Here is a 15,388-nt window from a genome sequence, read left to right on the forward strand (position 1 = left end):
GCGTCGTCACTGCACCGCGCGCAGCGGTGACTGGTCGCGACGCATCCGGCCGGAGGATCCGCGCACGGCAAGTTCGGGCAGGACACCAATCTGGGTGGTCGGCTCTCCCCCTTCGGAGAGGGCCACCAGCGCTTCGGCAGTCAGCGCACCCATGGCTTCGGAACGCCGACGCAGCGCACTGATTCCCGGCCGCAGCATCCGCAGGGCCGGCGCATCCTCGAAGCTGGCCATGGCGACGTCCTCTCCCACCTGCAGACCAACGTCATGGCAGGCTGCGACACCACCCATCGCCAGCAGCTCGTTGTCATAGAGGACCGCAGTGGGCGCTTGAGTGCCGCGCAGCAATCGTTGGCTGGCGCGCATCCCGGCCATTTCGTCGCCGGAGTCCACGTGCACCACCTGGGCAGCCATCTGCTGGCTGCGCGCCCGGGCGCGGAAGGCGTCCGCACGCCAGGTGACGTAGTAGCGGGCCCTGGGTCCCGTGACATAGGCGATGCGGCGATGGCCTCGGCTGGCGAAGTGGTCCACCAGGAGGTTGGTGGTGGTGACCTCGTCGGCGCAGACCGAGCCGATCCGGCTGGTCTGGGGCCCGCCCATCATGATGCCGGGCATGCCGATCTCCTCGAGGGCCTCGGCGCGCCCGTCGCCCAGGGCGGGGCGCAGGAGCACGACGCCGTCGACGCGCCCCTCTCCCCACCAGGTGCGGTAGGTCTCGATCTCGTCCTGGACGGAGGTCACCAATTGGAAGACCACGGTGCGTTCCATGGGCTGCAGGGCTTCCTGGAGACCTGCCATGAAACGCATCACGAAGGTTTCCGTGAAGTCCTCACCGGGACCACGTTGCAGGGCGATCCCGAAGGCGCCGGCGCGGCGGGCGCTCAGCGCGGCCGCCGCGGCGCTGCGTTTCCAGCCCAGGTCCATCGCCACCTGCTTGATCCGGGCTCGCGTCTCGTCGGAGACACCGGGACGATCGTTCAGCGCGAAGGAGACCGCACCGGGGGACACGCCAGCCACGCGGGCGATGTCCTTGATCGTCGTTCTCTTCACAGCTCCACTATTCCGTCCGTACGGTACGGCTTCAACGCCGGACGGCTCTTCAGACACAATCCGGCAGAAGATCACCCCGCGGAATCACCCCGCACGTCCCACCTGGCCCCGCCGCGCCGTGGAGCACACCTGGCCGCACCCCTGTGACATAATGCCCACTGGCGAGCACCAGCACGCCCCCAGAACTGAAGAATCGGTCCCGAGGATGTGAGGAAGCCGGACGAGCCGGCACGGTCGCGCCACTGTGTCCACCCCTGCCAGCAGGGGTGGGAGTCAGGAACTCCACCCCGGGACAGACCCGAACGACGAGACGCGCAATCTCGAGAAGGAGTCAACCCCCATGCACATCGCAGAAGGTTTCCTGTCCCCCGCACAGTGTGTCCTCTGGTACGCCGCCAGCGCCCCCTTCGTGGTGCACGGCGCCAGGGCCGTGATCGAGGAATCCCGCAAGAGCCCGGAGAACAAGCTCCTGCTGGCCGCCGCCGGTGCATTCACTTTCGTGCTTTCGGCCATCAAGCTGCCCAGCGTCACGGGCAGCTCCTCCCATCCCACCGGCACAGGTCTGGGAGCTGTTCTCTTCCGCCCCCCGGTGATGGCCTTTCTGGGCAGCGTCGTGATGCTCTTCCAGGCGCTGCTGCTGGCGCACGGCGGCATCACCACTCTGGGGGCCAATGTCTTCTCCATGGCCATCGCGGGCCCGTGGATCGGGTGGACCGTCTTCGTGCTGTGCCGCCGAGCCCACCTGCCGTCGACGGTGGGGATCTTCGGTGCGATGTGCTGTGCCGATCTGGGCACCTATTGCGTCAGCTCCGTGCAGCTGGCGCTGGCCCACCCCGACGCCGTGAGCGGCTTGGGCGGAGCGCTGGCCAAATTCCTGGGGACCTTCGCCGTCACCCAGATCCCGCTGGCGGTGATGGAGGGCCTGCTGGGTGTGCTGGTCTTCCGCTTCCTGTCCCGCGTGGCACTGCCCGACCTGCAGCGTCTCGGTGTCGTCGCCCACCAGCAGCCCGCCACCCCGGAGGCCGTCCGTGTCTGAGAACCACCTGTCTGAGAACCACCAGTCTGACAACCACGCGCCTGACAACCAGCTGCCCGAAAGCCGTGCCGTTGACCCCCGGCGGTTCGCGAGGCGCACCAGGGATGTCTGGGTCACCGCCGCCCTCGTGGCGGGCATCGTGGCCATCTTCCTCACCAGCCTGGCGCTGGCTCCCCGATCGGATGCCCCGGAGGGTGAGGCCTTCCCCGGTACCGATGCCGTGGTCACCGACACCCTCTCCCAGGGTGGTGTGGAGCCATGGTTCGAGCCCATCTTCGAACCCGGCTCCAGCGAGGTGGAGTCAGGCCTGTTCGCGCTGCAGGCGGCGCTGGGCGCCGGCGTGCTCGGCTACGCCCTGGGCAATCTGCGGGGCCGACGGGCCGAGCGCGAGCAGCCCCACACCGTGGACCGCTGAGGTGGCCCTGACGAGCGTCGACGACGCCGCCTGGGCCAGCCCGTGGCGTCGACGACGAGTGGGCGAGAAGGCGCTGTTGAGCCTGGGGCTGGTGCTCACGGCGCTCTTGGCCCCGCCCTGGCCCGGCACGGTCCTGGTCTCGCTGGTGGCCATCGCCGCCATGCTTGGTCCTGCCCGCATCCAGCCCATGGTGCTGGCCACCGTCATGCTGGCGCCACTGGCCTTCCTGCTGGTCGGGGCCCTGTCCGTGGCGGTGGGGATCGGCTCCACGGCCCCCGAGAGCGCCCTGCTGTGGCGGTGGGGGCCGTTCAGCCTGGGCCTCGACGGGCTGCGTCGCGCCGCAGAACTGCTGGGGCACGGCATCGCCGGGGCCCTGGCCCTGATGGTGCTGGCCACCACCACCCCCATGGTGGACCTGCTGGACTGGGGCCGACGCTGGCACATTCCCGATCCCCTGCTGGAGGTGGCCTCCCTGACCTACCGCCTGCTGTGGGTGCTGCTGGCCAGCACGATGGCCATCAGGGCCGCCCAGCGGGCACGGCTGGCGGACAGCGCCCCCCTGCGTCGACGGTTTGAGGCTGCCGCGAGTGCCACGGGCGCCGTGCTGGTGCGCTCCTGGGAGCGGGCCAGGCGCCTGGAGGACGGACTCGCGGGGCGCGGTCACGAGTCGACGCTGGCGACGCTGCCGCTTGAGCGCCAGCCCTCCCCCGCCTTCCTGCTGGCGACGTTGACCACACTCGCCGGCATCTGGGCGCTGGCGCTGACCGTCGGAGGTCACCGGTGAATCTCCCCCACGGAGCGGATCCGTCCGCAACGCCTTTGGTGCGCGCCATCGAGCTGACCGCGGGCCACCCCGGCCATGACGTCCTGCGCGGCGCCTCGTTCAGCCTGCCGCACGGGTGCAGACTGGCCCTGCTGGGGGCCAACGGTTCCGGCAAGACCACGCTGCTGCGGTGCCTCTCCGGCGCCCATCGGCCCAGCCGCGGCCGGGTGGAGGTGGAGGGCAGGGTGCTGCGCCATGACCGAGCAGGCCTGCGCGAGCACCGACGCCGGGTACAACTGGTACTGCAGGATCCGGACGACCAGTTGTTCAGCGCCGACGTGGCGCAGGATGTCTCCTTCGGGCCGATGAATCTGGGGCTGGACGTGCCCCAGGTTCGCAACCGGGTCTCGGAGGCCCTGGAACTGCTGGGCATCTCCCACCTGTCCGAACGACCCACCCACCAGCTCTCATACGGGGAGCGCAAGCGCGTGGCGATCGCCGGCGCCGTGGCGATGCGGCCGCGCGTGCTGCTGCTGGACGAACCCACGGCGGGTCTGGACCCGGCAGGCGTCGAGGAACTGCTCGAGGCGCTGGATCGCCTCATGGAGCAGGGAACCACCGTCGCACTCTCCACCCACGACGTGGACCTGGCACTCGCGTGGGCACAGGAGGCGGCGGTGGTCCGCGACGGTATCGTGCAGCAGGGCCCGGCTCCTCAAATCCTGGCCGACGCGGACCTGCTGCGCGCCGCCCGGCTGCACCGGCCCTGGCCGCTGGAACTGGCCCACCGGCTGGGCCTGCGGTCACATCCGCGGACCCTGGACGAGGTGCTGGCCGTACTACCCGGCGCCCCATCACAACACGGTGAACCGCCACAGACCTTGTCCGCCCCCACCCAGCCGTCACTGCCCTGACCGACGACACCGAACCCACCCCGCCGAACCCACCCCGCCGAACCCACCCGATCGAGGAATCACATGGACCAGTCCACCGAAGCTCCCCCAGCCAGCCTTGCCGCCCTGGTGCCCGGCACGGTCACCCTGGTGGGCGGCGGCCCCGGCGATCCCGGACTGCTGACGGTGGCAGGTCTGCGTGCCCTGGAACAGGCGGACGTGGTCCTGGTGGACCACCTGGCACCGCAGGAGTCTCTGGCGCACTGCCGCCCCGACTGTGAGCAGATCTGGGTGGGCAAACTGCCCCGCGGCGAGTTCGTCCCGCAGGAGCGGATCAATGAACTCCTGGTGGAGCATGCCCGGGCGGGCCGACGCGTGGTGCGGTTCAAGGGCGGCGACAACTTCGTCTTCGGCCGCGGCGGTGAGGAATGGCAGGCCTGCGCGCAGGCCGGGATCGCGGTGCGGGTCATCCCGGGCGTGACGTCCAGCGTCGCCGCACCGGCCCTGGCCGGCATCCCGGTGACCCACCGCAGCCTGGTGCAGGGCTTCACCGTCGTCAGCGGCCACGTGCCGCCGGGCGACGAGCGGTCCCAGCTGGACTGGAGTGCCCTGGCCCGGACGCGCACCACGCTCGTGGTGCTGATGGGTGTGAAGTACCTGCCGGAGATCACCCGGGAGCTGCGCGCCGCGGGCATGGCAGCAGACACACCCGTCGCCGTCATCGCGCAGGCAGGCCACCCGCAGATGCGGCAGGTCCGCGGACCGCTGGACCAGATCGCGGAGCTGGCCCAAGATGTCCGGCCGCCCGCTGTGACCGTGATCGGCGAGGTGGCCGGGCTTCAGCTGGGCTGAACCTGCGCCACCCACGCAACCAGGTCGTCCAAGGAACTGGTCTGGGCCCCGGGCTGGGCCGGCCGACGGAGCATGACGACGTGCACGCCCAACTGTGCGGCCGCCACCAATTTGGGGGCGTGCGAATCGCCACCCAGATCGCGCACCACCATCACCCGTTTGCCGCGCAGCATCGCCAGCTCGCGCTGCAGGTCCAGGGCACCGCGAACCTCCACCACCCGCCAGCCGGCCGGGCGCGGGAAACCATCGTCGACGAAGACCCGCGCGGTGACCGGCTCCGGCAGCAGGTGGTAGTGCCACAGTGGTTGCCGGCCCACGCCCAGCAGCACCGGCGCCCCCACCTGACCGGCCACCCGGCAGGCCTCCTGATGGCTGTCCACCCAAGTCCATGACCGGGCGTCGGCACGAGCGCTCCAACTGGGGCGCGTGAACCGCATGATCGGGATCCCCAGCAACTGGCAGACCCGGTGCGCCGTGCGGGTCATCGTGCGCGCATAGGGATGCGTGGCGTCCACCACTGCCGTCACTCCTTCCCGACGCAGGCACTCGGCAAAGCCCGCCTCCCCACCAAATCCGCCCCGACGGACCCGGCCCGGGGGCAGTTCGTCGACGGAGTCCGCGGGCAGCGAGCTGAGGACGTCGAGGCCCAGGTGGTGGAGCGCCACCGCAGCGCGACGTCCGACGGTGGTTCCGGAGAGCACCAGCACGGTCATGCGCCCATCCAAGCACCCAGCGGTGCCCCCACAGCTGCACGTGAGCGCGGATCAGTCCAGCCCCAGCTCGAAGTCCCCCCAGGCAATCTCCCCCAACTCGATCTCCCCCAATCAGGGCTCGAGCCCATCCGGCCGCCCCAGCCAGACACTGGCGGGCATGCCCACCTCGTGCTCGGTGAGCAGCACGTCGTGGAAGGCACGCTCGATGCGGCTACGCGTCTGGGCGTCGGCTCCGGTGACCAGGATCCGCGTCCGGCGACGCGCCCCATTCCACCGGCCGGCCGTCATCGGGTCTGCTTGCGGCCGTAGCGACGGTTGAACTTCTCCACCCGACCCTCGGCGTCGATGGTGCGCGAGCGGCCGGTCCAGAAGGGATGGCTGCCGCTGGAGATCTGAACGTCCACCACCGGCAGTACCCGCCCGTCGTGCCTCTCGACAGTGGGGTGCCCTTCGGGCCGGGAGGCCACCAGGGTGCTGCGCGTGAGGAAGCTCTGGTTGGCCGACCGGTCTCGGATGACGACGGGGCCGTAGTCCGGATGGATGGACGACTTCATGGGTGAATCCACTCCCTTGGTGCTGCTGGAACCCCGGATGTGGAGTTCATCGGGTTGACGTTGCATTGCGCATGATTATCATTTTCAGCCTCGCTGTCAAACAACCACTGCCAACCAACAACAAGGAGGACCCCATGGCACGAAAGTCCGATGTGCGCCCCATCATCAAGCTGCGCAGCACCGCAGACACCGGCTACACCTACGTCACCAAGAAGAACCGCCGCAATGACCCCGACCGCCTGACACTGCGCAAGTTCGATCCGGTGATCCGCCAGCACGTCGAGTTCAAGGAGACCCGCTGATGGCCAAGACATCCACGATCGCCAAGGACCGACAGCGACGAGAGATCGTCGCGCGCTTCGCCGAGCGCCGCGCCGAACTCAAGGCGACCATCAAGAATCCGAAGACCAGCCAGGAGAAACGCGAGGCCGCCCAGCTGTCACTGCAACGACTCCCCCGCGACGCGTCACCTGTGCGACTGCGCAATCGCGATGCAGTCGACGGCCGCCCCCGCGGCTACCTGCGCAAGGCCGGAGTGAGCCGCGTGCGCTTCCGCCAGATGGCGCACGACGGGGAGCTGCCCGGCATCACGACGTCGAGCTGGTGATCGCATGGACGCCCCGGGCGCACGATGTCCGGATCAACGGCCTCGTCACAACGCGACGACGAGGCCCTCCCGGCGTGACGAAAGCGCGAGACATAGCAGACCAAGAACAGCACCAAACCCAACCAAACAGACATTTGCCCAAACTTCGATCCCGCCATTCCCAGGAGCACGGCGCGTGGGGTAACTTCTGCCGGAAAGACACCCGACGAGACCGCCGATGGTCCGTCGCGGACGTGTCCCAGCAGGGAATCGCGGGTGACACCCCGCACGAACGAAGGATTCATCCATGGCCACAGAACAGGCCAGGCAGATCATCGAGCAGATCGGTGGGCCTGGGAACATCAAGAGCCTGACGCACTGCGCCACCCGCCTCCGATTCGAGCTGAACGACGCCTCCGTGGTGGACAAGGCGAAGGTGGAGTCGATCCCCGGCGTCATGGGCGCGGTCCCCCAGTCCGGAGACCGCTACCAGGTGGTCATGGGCGGTGCCGTCGCCAATGCCTACAGCGAGATCATGGCGCTGCCGGAGATGTCGGGCGCCGGCAATGCCACCAAGACCACCAAGAGCGCCGAGGACATCAAGGCCGAGGCACGCGCCGGTGGCGTTCGTGGAAGCCACGCCAAGGTGGACGCCTTCTTCGAGTTCCTGAGCGACTCCTTCCGCCCGATCCTGGGCGTGCTGCTGGGCGCCTCACTCATCATCGCCATCACCGCGGTCCTCGACGCCCTGAAGATCGTCGACTTCCGCGCCGCCGACAAGTCGGCCAGCTGGGTCTTCGTCGATGCGATGTGGAACAGCGTCTTCTACTTCCTGCCGATCATGGTGGCCTACAACGGCGCCAAGAAGCTCAAGGTGGATCCGTGGATCGGCGGCGCCATCATGCTGGCCCTGATGACGCCCGACTTCGGCAAGCTGGCCAACGCTGCCAACACCACCTGCGTCACGCCCTCCTTCGGCGGTGACCCCATCTGCACCGCACACATCTTCGGCCTGCCGATGAAGCTCGCCAACTACGGCGGCCAGGTCTTCGTTCCGCTGATCATGGTGGCCGTCCTGGCCCTGCTCTACCGCTTCCTGCAGAAGATCTTCCCGGCCAACCTCCAGATGGTCTTCGTGCCCTTCTTCTGCCTGCTCATCATGATCCCGCTGACCGCCTTCCTGATCGGCCCCTTCGGCGTCTGGCTCGGCTCGACGATCGGCGCAGGACTGGCCTACATCAACACCCACTTCCCCTTCGTCTTCGCCCTGATCATCCCGATGGTCTACCCCTTCCTGGTGCCGCTGGGCCTGCACTGGCCGCTGAACGCCATGATGCTGGTCAACATCAACACCCTGGGCTATGACTTCATCCAGGGCCCCATGGGTGCCTGGAACTTCGCCTGCTTCGGTGCCACCGCCGGCGTGCTGGCCCTGTCACTGCGTGACAAGGACATCGTGATGCGCCAGACCGCCTCCGGCGCCCTGGCCGCCGGCCTGCTGGGCGGCATCTCCGAGCCCTCGCTCTACGGCATCCACCTGCGCTTCAAGCGGATCTACCCGTCGATGCTGGTGGGTTGTTTCGTGGGCGGCCTGGTGATCGCCGTGGGAGGCGCTCTGGGCCTGGCCGCCGGTGGCATCAAGACCAACGCCTTCGTCTTCACCAGCCTGCTGACCATCCCGGTCTTCAAGCCGATGATGCTCTACGTCGTCGCCATCGCCGCCGCCTTCTTCACCGCCATGGCCACGGTGATGGCTCGTGGCTACATGACCAAGGAGGAGCGCGCCGAGGCGCTGGCCGAGCGTCAGGCCGCCGCATCGGATCCGCTCGCCGCCGCGTCCGGCATCGAACCGGCCCCTGTGCCCGGGGCTGCCGTCGCCGGCCATGACACGGCAACGACGGGAGCGGCAACCGTAGCCGCTGCCGGCACCGCCACGGACACCGCAGTGGCCGACAAGCCCGCCAAGCAGCCCAAGCCCGCGATGGTTCCCGGCACCGTCACCGAGGTGACCGCCCCGCTGGCCGGCCGGGTGATGCCCCTGGCCGAGGTGCCCGACCCCGTCTTCAGCGCCGGCACCGTCGGTCTGGGCGTCGGCATCGATCCCACCGGTGACACGGTCTACGCGCCGGCCGCCGGCAAGATCGTCGTCGCCCAGAAGACCGGGCACGCCTTCGGCATCCAGCTGGACAGCGGCGTGGAACTGCTGGTCCACGTCGGCATCGACACCGTGAACCTCGAGGGCCGCGGCTTCGACGTCAAGGTCGCCCGCGGCGACCGGGTGGAGGCCGGCACCCCGCTGGTCACCTTTGACCGCTCGGTGATCGAGGAGGCCGGCTACTCACTGGTCACCCCGGTGCTGGTGACCAATGCCAAGAAGTTCGCCGCGGTGGACCAGCTGGCCACCGGTGAGGTGCAGGTGGGCGACCGTCTGCTCAGCACGTCGGCAAAGCCGGCCGCCTGACCATCCAGCACGCACGAGGGCGGGTTGGGTCCGGTTGGACCCAACCCGCCCTCGTCGCATCCTGCCCCGGGAGCTGTCCGCCCGGCTCATGATCAGGGACGGATCTCCCGGGGTCATGATCAGGGACGGATCTCCAGTGGTTCATTGAGCTGGTCAGTGAGGCGGCGCGCCAGCCGATGCAGGGTGGCCACCTCGTCGGACTGCCAGCCGGAGACGGCCTGCTCCAGCAGCTCCAGCCGCTGGTCGTGCACGTCCTTGAGGGTCTGGCGGCCGGCCTCGGTCAGCGTCGCCACCTGCACCCGCCGGTCGCCGTCCTGGGCCACCTTCTCGACGAGCCCTCGCTCCACCAGCCGCGAGATGCGGCGGGAGACGGTGGACAGCTCGTGATTGCCCATCTCCGCCACGTCACCGATGCGGCGTGGGCCGGCATGCAGGTCGATCAGTAGCGCCAGATGCCCCTCGTCCAGCCCGGGGGCTGCCCGCCGGTCCGCCTCCCGCGTGACGCGCAGCGCCCGCGCAAGACCGCAGAGGGTCTCGACGAGATCGAGTTCGGGCTGCTCGTGGAAAGTCACACCGTCGATTGTGGTGGACAGTGATGAAAAGCCCAAATAGTTGATCCTTCACCTATTTGGGAGAACTCTGGCCTAGACCGGGAGCTTCTTCCAGATTCCCTGTGGCACAAGGGAAGCCAGCGCCATCGCCGGCCCGAAGAGCTTGGGCACGTGCACCACCGATCGGCCCGAGCGCAGGGCCGCGACCGTGGCGCGCGCCACATCGCAGGGCTCGACGGTGAAGGCCACCGGCTTGTTGCCCGCGATCATCCCCGTGGCCACCGCCCCCGGCCGCACCACCAGGACCCGCACCCCGGTGCCCGACAGGGCGGTGCCCAGGTTCAGGTAGAAGGCGTCCATGGCCGCCTTGCTGGCACCGTAGACGAAATTGGAGCGACGCACGCGCACCCCCGCCACCGAACTCAGGGCGATGATCGTGCCGCCTGCCTGCCCGGCCATCGCCGCGCCCAGGGCCACGCCGATGCCGACGGCCGCTGTCGCATTGATGGTCACCAGCCGTTGGGCCGTCGCCACCCGCCTCCAAGCCTCCTCCTGGTCTCCCAGCACGCCGAAGGCCACCACGGCATGGCTGATGCGACGGCCAGAGAAGACCTCGTCGACGAAGGCCTCGTGGCCCCCCAGGGCCTCGGCATCGAAGTCGACCGCCTCCACCCAGCTGGCACCGGCCGCGCCGAGCCTGGTGGCGAGCGCCGCATCCTCGTCGCCACCGTCGGGACGGGGGCGACGGGCCAACACCACCTCGGAACCGGGGTGCTCGGCCAGCAATTCCTCGACGATGGCCAGGCCAATCCCGGACCGTCCGCCCAGCAGCAGGATCGCGCTCATCGGTCCCCTCCCCAGAAGTAGGTGTCGACCACCTGGCTGGCATGGCGGGTGGTACGGCGGTACTCGTCGAGCAGCATCGACGCCTGGCCCCGCTCGTGCCCCAGCAAGGTGGCGATGGCCTCCACCTCGCGGGTGTCACTGGGGATCACGTCGCTCGCCCGGCCCCGCACCAGCATGATCTTGTTGCGCAACCGGCTCGCCAGGCGCCAGGCGTCCTCCAGCGATCGGGCGTCGTCAGCCTCCACCAGCCCTTCCTCGACGGCTGCATGAAGCGCGCCCATGGTGGAGGTGGTGCGCAGCGAGGGCAGCCGGTGGCCGTGCTGCAGTTGCAGGACCTGCACGGTCCACTCCACGTCGGAGAGCCCGCCCGGGCCCAGCTTCGTGTTGCGCCGGGGATCGGTGCCGCGCGGAATCCGTTCGGTCTCCATCCGGGCCTTCAGGCGACGGATCTCCGCCAGCCGGGTCCGGTCCAGCCCGCCCTCGGGATAGCGCAGCGGCGCCACCATCTCCAACAGGGCCCCCGTGAGCTCCTCGGAGCCCGCGCCGTGCGAGGCGCGGACCAGCGCCTGGGCCTCCCAGGTGACCGACCATCGCTCGTAGTAGGCCCGGAAACTGGACAGGCTGCGCACGATCGGGCCGTTCTTGCCCTCCGGGCGCAGGTCCGGGTCGATCTCCAGCGCCGGATCCGGCCCTCGGGCGGCCAGCATGGTGCGCAGCTTCCCGACGAGGGCCGTGGCGCGGCGGCCCGCCTCCTGGTCGTCACTGTCGGCCATCACGAAGATCGCGTCGCAATCGCTGCCCGGGCCCATCTCGCGGCCGCCCCAGCGCCCCATGGCCACCACACCGATCTCCGGTGCATCCGGGATGCTGCGTCGCGCCACCGCCAGGGCGGCATCGATCGTCGCGCCCGCCAGATCGGCCAGACCGGTGCCCAGGTCATCCAGACTGACCACGTCCAGGATGTCGCCGGCCACCAGACGGAAGAGCTCGGCGCGACGAACGGCGCGCACCGCCGCGATCGCCTCGTCCGAGTCGTCGTAGCGTTTCACGGCGCTCTGCATCGACGCCGCCAGCTCCTCCCTGGTGCGGGGAACCAGGTCTTCGTCCCGGGCCAGATAGCGGACCGTCTCGGGGGCTCGCTTCAGCAGGTCCACCGCGAACCGGCTCGACGAGAGCAGCCGCGCCAGTCGTTCGGCCATCTTGCCCTCGTCGCGCATCGCGCGCAGGTACCAGGGGCTGGCGCCCAGTGCCTCCGAGAGCTGCCGGAAGCTGAGCATGCCGTGGTCCGGATTCGGCCCCTCGGCAAACCAGGACAGCATGGCCGGCATCAGCTGGCGCTGGATCTCCACGGCCCGGTTGCCACCGGTCGTCAGGGCCTCGACGTGGCGCAGGGCGGCCGCCGGATCGCTGAACCCGATCACCCGCATGCGGTCCTTGGCCTGCTCGGTGGTCAGCTTCAGCTCGTCGGTCTGCAGGCTGGTGACCGCGGCCAGCAGGGGCGAGTAGAAGACCCGCTGGTGCAGCCGCAGCACGCGACGGCTGGTGGACCGCCACGTCTTGAGCAGTTCCTCTGGGCCGCCCTGCATCCGCAGGGCGCGGCTCATCACACGCAGCTCCCGCTCGTCGTCGGGCAGCAGGTGGGTGCGGCGCAGCTTGTAGAGCTGGATCCGGTGTTCCAGCGCCCGCTGGAAGCGATAGGCGGCGTCCAGTTCAGCGCCGTCGCTGCGCCCGATGTAGCCATGAGCCACCAGCGACGTGAGCGCCGGTAGGGTGCCGCGTTCATGCAGACGGTCGTCTGCGCGGCCGTGAACCATCTGCAGCAGCTGGACGGAGAACTCCACGTCGCGCAGGCCACCCGGGCCCAGCTTGATCTCGCGATCCACCTGGTTGGCCGGCAGCAGGCTGATCACCCGCTGTCGCATGGCCTGCGTCTCGGCCAGGAAGTGTTCCCGCTCCGCGGCGCGCCAGACCAGGGGACCCACGATCTCGACGAACTGCTGCGCCACCGCCCGATCCCCCGCCATGGCCCTGGCCTTCAACATGGCCTGGAATTCCCAGTTCTTGGCCCACTTGCCGTAGTAGGCCTCCATGCTGGCCAGGCTGCGCACCAGCGGCCCCTGCTTGCCCTCGGGACGCAGGTTCGCGTCGAGCTGCCAGATGGACCCGGCCGCCGAATGGGCCGAGCAGATCTGGGCCAACTTGGCCGCCAACCGGGTGGCGATGGCCACCGCCTCGGCCGACGTGGTCTGCTCATCGGCCGGCTCGGCCACGTGAATGACGTCCACATCGCTGATGTAGTTCAGTTCCTGGGCCCCGCACTTGCCCATGGCGACGATCCCCAGCCGCACGTGCTCATGGCCCGGCACCTGGCTACGGGCAATGGCCAGGGCGCCGTCCACCAGCGCATCGGCCAGATCTGCGAGTTCAGCGGCAATGTCATCCACCACGGCCGACGGGTCATCACTGGTGAGGTCGCGGGCGGCGATGCGCACCAGCTGGTCACGGTTGGCGAGCCGCAGCGCATCTGCGGCGCGCTGACCGTCCGCCACCGGCACCTCGGCCCGCGGGTCCGCGCCGATGGCCGCCAGTACCGATTCACGGATCCGCTGCGCGTCATGCCGCTCCGGCCCGTTGCGCAGCACGGACAGGGACATGGGATGGGCCACCAGGTGCTGGTTCAGCGCCTGCGAGCCACCCAGCACGGCCAGCAGTCTGGCCTGAGCGGGCTCGTCAGTCAGCACACTGGCCAGGAGCTCCGCCACCGATGCGTCCTCGCACTCGTCCAGCCGGTCGAGCCCCCGCAGCGCCAGGTCCGGGTCTGCAGTCTGGTCGAAGCGACGCAGGAACTCGGTGACGTCCTGCGCGCCATCACCGCCGAGCGCGCCGATCCGGCCCCGCTCACCGATGGCGCGCAGGGCCACCAGGGACTGGTCCACCTCCAGGAAGCCCCGACGGGCCAGTTCCCCCGGTGTCGTGGAGATCCGCATCGATTCCTCCTGCTCGTCGCTCACCGGAAACCATCATGCCCCCACCGGACCTCACCCCGCAGGGTGGAGACCGTTCGAACTAGCACTGCTTGCAGCTCGAAACCAGTCCCCAAATGCGGTTTGATGAGGGAAGATGAGGATTTCTCATTCGTCTGCAGGTCATGTCGGGGTAACTGTATGGAAACCCACGTGACAAAGAATCAGGAGCATGAGCATCATGGCTGCACGGAGCGATCGCACCCTGCGCACCACCTGCGAGGTGGTCGTCGGGCAGTGTCGCGTGCTCAGCCAGGAAGACATCTCGATGCACCCGCTGGCCCGGGCCCGCGTCGTCGTGCTCCTCGACGACCTGCTGCAGGTGATCGAGAACCCCACCACCTCCCGCGCCCAACGCTGGACGCACCTGCTCGAGAACCGCGATCTGGTGCGCAACGAGAACCGGGTCCGCCCGCTCGACGAGCTGACCCGGGAGCTGGCCGAGAACAACTCGCCAGCGGTGCTGCAGCGGCTGGCCGCCGCTCGAGCGGCAACCCTGCAGGCCAGCGTCGAGGGCCCGCTGCCGATGAGCGTGAACACCCAGTTCGGGCAGAGCCTGACGGTGGACTACCTGCGCGCCACGCTCGTGGAGCTGGCCGTGATCGCCGATTCCTCGGGCCGGGGAACCCTGCAGCCCGCTGCGCTGCGGATGTGCGTGCGTCTGCTCTCGCAGGCGCTGGGTGAGCGCTTCGCCGGACAGACCATCGAAGTGCGGATCCCCCCGGCCAGCGCCGTCCAGGTGGGTGCCTTCGGGGAGGGTCCGCGACACACCCGGGGCACCCCGCCCAATGTGGTGGAGACCGACGAGCTGACCTGGCTGCGTCTGGCCACCGGACTCACCACCCTCGACGAGGCTCTGGACCAGGCCCGAGCCACGGCCTCCGGCACGCACTACCGTGCGCTGGAACGGATGCTGCCCGTCGTGCCCCTTCAGCACATCGCGGGCTGACGCCGCACGGGCCTTGACCCTGACCAGTCCTCCTCGCCAGTCGTCCCGGTCAGTCGTCCTCGCCGTAGTCCAGGCGACGCACCCCGACACCGCCCCAGAAGGCCACGCCCGTGATGGTCACCACCGGAGCATCCGGTGGCAGGGTGGACGGGTTGATCGCTGGGCCCTCCATGCCGAAGCCGCCCATCACCGGGAGTCCCTGGATCCGCACAGCCACGTCGGGCGGCACGATCACCTCGATCCCGCCCATGATGGCCACCGCGTAGATCGTCGTGGACTGCTGGTTGAAACGCGCCTCGCGAAGGTCCAGGGTGACGCCGCCCATGATCGCCACGGCCGTGTGCGTCCCACCAGCCACCCACAGGCCAGACCGTTCGGTCCCGGACATGATGCCGATCGTCACCGGCAGGCCAGCCTGGTCCGTGACCCTGGGGCCACCAGTGGCCGGCAGCGCGCCGTGGCTCCGCTGCAGCGCCTGGCCAGGCGTGCTGCTGGCAGAGGGGAGGTCGGCGGCGAGCTCTGACAGTTCGTCCAGGTGCACGCAGCCCCAGGCCCGCTCCGTCCGCTCGCTGAACTCGTCCAGACTCAGCATTCCCGCCTGGTAGGCATCCGAGAGGCGCGCGACGACGGCCTCGCGGTCACTGTCACCGGCTCGCAGGCGCGGCAGGCGCCCCTCCTGATCCATGCGTCCAGCCTAGG

17 protein-coding genes are annotated in these 15,388 nt (G+C 69.4%); 9 read left to right on the forward strand and 8 right to left on the reverse strand.

What is annotated here, in order from left to right; translation table 11 throughout:
- Window positions 1-6: 6 nt before the first annotated feature.
- Window positions 7-1,047, reverse strand: coding sequence for a LacI family DNA-binding transcriptional regulator (locus tag ACTQ49_RS04310; protein ID WP_441826611.1), 1,041 nt, complete (start codon window positions 1,045-1,047; stop codon window positions 7-9).
- 340 nt (window positions 1,048-1,387) lie between these two features.
- Here ACTQ49_RS04310 and ACTQ49_RS04315 point away from each other — a divergent pair, with 340 nt between their 5' ends.
- The 5 genes from ACTQ49_RS04315 (at window position 1,388) to cobA (ending at window position 5,006) form a co-directional block, all read left to right on the forward strand.
- Complete coding sequence (locus ACTQ49_RS04315) at window positions 1,388-2,083, forward strand: energy-coupling factor ABC transporter permease (RefSeq protein WP_441826612.1); 696 nt, start codon at window positions 1,388-1,390, stop codon at window positions 2,081-2,083.
- Window positions 2,076-2,498, forward strand: coding sequence for an energy-coupling factor ABC transporter substrate-binding protein (locus tag ACTQ49_RS04320; RefSeq protein WP_441826613.1), 423 nt, complete (start codon window positions 2,076-2,078; stop codon window positions 2,496-2,498). Before ACTQ49_RS04315 ends, ACTQ49_RS04320 begins: the two co-directional genes overlap by 8 nt.
- 1 nt (window position 2,499) lies before the next feature.
- A complete protein-coding gene (gene cbiQ / locus ACTQ49_RS04325; protein WP_441826614.1) occupies window positions 2,500-3,282 on the forward strand; it encodes a cobalt ECF transporter T component CbiQ in 783 nt (260 codons plus the stop codon).
- Window positions 3,279-4,175 carry an energy-coupling factor ABC transporter ATP-binding protein gene (locus tag ACTQ49_RS04330; RefSeq protein WP_441826615.1) on the forward strand — a complete coding sequence of 299 codons (897 nt, stop codon included), beginning with the start codon at window positions 3,279-3,281 and terminating at the stop codon, window positions 4,173-4,175. The genes cbiQ and ACTQ49_RS04330 overlap by 4 nt, the downstream gene beginning before the upstream one ends.
- Before the next feature lie 63 nt (window positions 4,176-4,238).
- Window positions 4,239-5,006 (forward strand): uroporphyrinogen-III C-methyltransferase, encoded by a 768-nt coding sequence (cobA, locus tag ACTQ49_RS04335; RefSeq protein WP_441826616.1) that lies wholly within the window; start codon window positions 4,239-4,241, stop codon window positions 5,004-5,006.
- Here cobA and ACTQ49_RS04340 read toward each other — a convergent pair.
- The 3 genes from ACTQ49_RS04340 to ACTQ49_RS04350 form a co-directional block, all read right to left on the reverse strand.
- Window positions 4,994-5,719, reverse strand: coding sequence for a precorrin-6A/cobalt-precorrin-6A reductase (locus ACTQ49_RS04340; RefSeq protein ID WP_441826617.1), 726 nt, complete (start codon window positions 5,717-5,719; stop codon window positions 4,994-4,996). The genes cobA and ACTQ49_RS04340 overlap by 13 nt on opposite strands.
- A gap of 111 nt (window positions 5,720-5,830) precedes the next feature.
- The gene (locus ACTQ49_RS04345) at window positions 5,831-6,007 is read right to left on the reverse strand and encodes a hypothetical protein (protein WP_441826618.1); all 177 of its coding nucleotides are present in this window, start codon (window positions 6,005-6,007) and stop codon (window positions 5,831-5,833) included.
- Complete coding sequence (locus ACTQ49_RS04350; RefSeq protein WP_441826619.1) at window positions 6,004-6,273, reverse strand: type B 50S ribosomal protein L31; 270 nt, start codon at window positions 6,271-6,273, stop codon at window positions 6,004-6,006. Before ACTQ49_RS04350 ends, ACTQ49_RS04345 begins: the two co-directional genes overlap by 4 nt.
- 134 nt (window positions 6,274-6,407) lie before the next feature.
- On the opposite strand from ACTQ49_RS04350, the gene rpmG reads away from it, so the two are divergent.
- The 3 genes from rpmG (at window position 6,408) to ACTQ49_RS04365 (ending at window position 9,320) form a co-directional block, all read left to right on the forward strand.
- Window positions 6,408-6,575 (forward strand): 50S ribosomal protein L33, encoded by a 168-nt coding sequence (gene rpmG, locus ACTQ49_RS04355; RefSeq protein WP_441826620.1) that lies wholly within the window; start codon window positions 6,408-6,410, stop codon window positions 6,573-6,575.
- Window positions 6,575-6,880, forward strand: a complete 306-nt coding sequence (rpsN, locus tag ACTQ49_RS04360) for a 30S ribosomal protein S14 (RefSeq protein ID WP_441826621.1) — start codon at window positions 6,575-6,577, stop codon at window positions 6,878-6,880. The genes rpmG and rpsN overlap by 1 nt, the downstream gene beginning before the upstream one ends.
- Window positions 6,881-7,166: 286 nt before the next feature.
- The gene (locus ACTQ49_RS04365; protein WP_441826622.1) at window positions 7,167-9,320 is read left to right on the forward strand and encodes a glucose PTS transporter subunit IIA; all 2,154 of its coding nucleotides are present in this window, start codon (window positions 7,167-7,169) and stop codon (window positions 9,318-9,320) included.
- Window positions 9,321-9,439: 119 nt separating this feature from the next.
- On the opposite strand, the gene ACTQ49_RS04370 is transcribed toward ACTQ49_RS04365, so the two are convergent.
- The 3 genes from ACTQ49_RS04370 to ACTQ49_RS04380 all read right to left on the reverse strand — a co-directional run bounded on the left by ACTQ49_RS04370 (window position 9,440) and on the right by ACTQ49_RS04380 (window position 13,704).
- Window positions 9,440-9,892: a MarR family winged helix-turn-helix transcriptional regulator gene (locus ACTQ49_RS04370; protein WP_441826623.1), complete on the reverse strand. Its 453-nt coding sequence runs from the start codon at window positions 9,890-9,892 to the stop codon at window positions 9,440-9,442.
- A 72-nt stretch (window positions 9,893-9,964) separates the two neighbouring features.
- The gene (locus tag ACTQ49_RS04375) at window positions 9,965-10,717 is read right to left on the reverse strand and encodes a decaprenylphospho-beta-D-erythro-pentofuranosid-2-ulose 2-reductase (RefSeq protein WP_441826624.1); all 753 of its coding nucleotides are present in this window, start codon (window positions 10,715-10,717) and stop codon (window positions 9,965-9,967) included.
- The gene (locus ACTQ49_RS04380) at window positions 10,714-13,704 is read right to left on the reverse strand and encodes a bifunctional [glutamine synthetase] adenylyltransferase/[glutamine synthetase]-adenylyl-L-tyrosine phosphorylase (RefSeq protein WP_441826719.1); all 2,991 of its coding nucleotides are present in this window, start codon (window positions 13,702-13,704) and stop codon (window positions 10,714-10,716) included. Before ACTQ49_RS04380 ends, ACTQ49_RS04375 begins: the two co-directional genes overlap by 4 nt.
- Window positions 13,705-13,912: 208 nt before the next feature.
- Here ACTQ49_RS04380 and ACTQ49_RS04385 point away from each other — a divergent pair, with 208 nt between their 5' ends.
- Window positions 13,913-14,689, forward strand: a complete 777-nt coding sequence (locus ACTQ49_RS04385; RefSeq protein ID WP_441826625.1) for a sterol carrier family protein — start codon at window positions 13,913-13,915, stop codon at window positions 14,687-14,689.
- A gap of 49 nt (window positions 14,690-14,738) precedes the next feature.
- On the opposite strand, the gene ACTQ49_RS04390 is transcribed toward ACTQ49_RS04385, so the two are convergent.
- Window positions 14,739-15,374 (reverse strand): DUF1707 SHOCT-like domain-containing protein, encoded by a 636-nt coding sequence (locus ACTQ49_RS04390; RefSeq protein ID WP_441826626.1) that lies wholly within the window; start codon window positions 15,372-15,374, stop codon window positions 14,739-14,741.
- Between the last annotated feature and the right edge of the window lie 14 nt (window positions 15,375-15,388).

The organism is Luteococcus sp. Sow4_B9 (assembly GCF_052116585.1).
Taxonomy (GTDB): domain Bacteria; phylum Actinomycetota; class Actinomycetes; order Propionibacteriales; family Propionibacteriaceae; genus Luteococcus.

Excerpts from the sequence above, each read along its gene's own strand:
- ACTQ49_RS04345 (WP_441826618.1), bottom strand. The coding sequence starts at position 6,007 with ATGACGGCCGGCCGGTGGAATGGGGCGCGTCGCCGGACGCGGATCCTG.
- cobA (WP_441826616.1), top strand. The coding sequence starts at position 4,239 with ATGGACCAGTCCACCGAAGCTCCCCCAGCCAGCCTTGCCGCCCTGGTG.
- ACTQ49_RS04375 (WP_441826624.1), bottom strand. The coding sequence starts at position 10,717 with ATGAGCGCGATCCTGCTGCTGGGCGGACGGTCCGGGATTGGCCTGGCC.
- ACTQ49_RS04365 (WP_441826622.1), top strand. The coding sequence starts at position 7,167 with ATGGCCACAGAACAGGCCAGGCAGATCATCGAGCAGATCGGTGGGCCT.
- ACTQ49_RS04390 (WP_441826626.1), bottom strand. The coding sequence starts at position 15,374 with ATGGATCAGGAGGGGCGCCTGCCGCGCCTGCGAGCCGGTGACAGTGAC.
- ACTQ49_RS04385 (WP_441826625.1), top strand. The coding sequence starts at position 13,913 with ATGAGCATCATGGCTGCACGGAGCGATCGCACCCTGCGCACCACCTGC.
- rpsN (WP_441826621.1), top strand. The coding sequence starts at position 6,575 with ATGGCCAAGACATCCACGATCGCCAAGGACCGACAGCGACGAGAGATC.
- ACTQ49_RS04315 (WP_441826612.1), top strand. The coding sequence starts at position 1,388 with ATGCACATCGCAGAAGGTTTCCTGTCCCCCGCACAGTGTGTCCTCTGG.
- rpmG (WP_441826620.1), top strand. The coding sequence starts at position 6,408 with ATGGCACGAAAGTCCGATGTGCGCCCCATCATCAAGCTGCGCAGCACC.
- ACTQ49_RS04350 (WP_441826619.1), bottom strand. The coding sequence starts at position 6,273 with ATGAAGTCGTCCATCCATCCGGACTACGGCCCCGTCGTCATCCGAGAC.
- ACTQ49_RS04380 (WP_441826719.1), bottom strand. The coding sequence starts at position 13,704 with ATGCGGATCTCCACGACACCGGGGGAACTGGCCCGTCGGGGCTTCCTG.
- ACTQ49_RS04340 (WP_441826617.1), bottom strand. The coding sequence starts at position 5,719 with ATGACCGTGCTGGTGCTCTCCGGAACCACCGTCGGACGTCGCGCTGCG.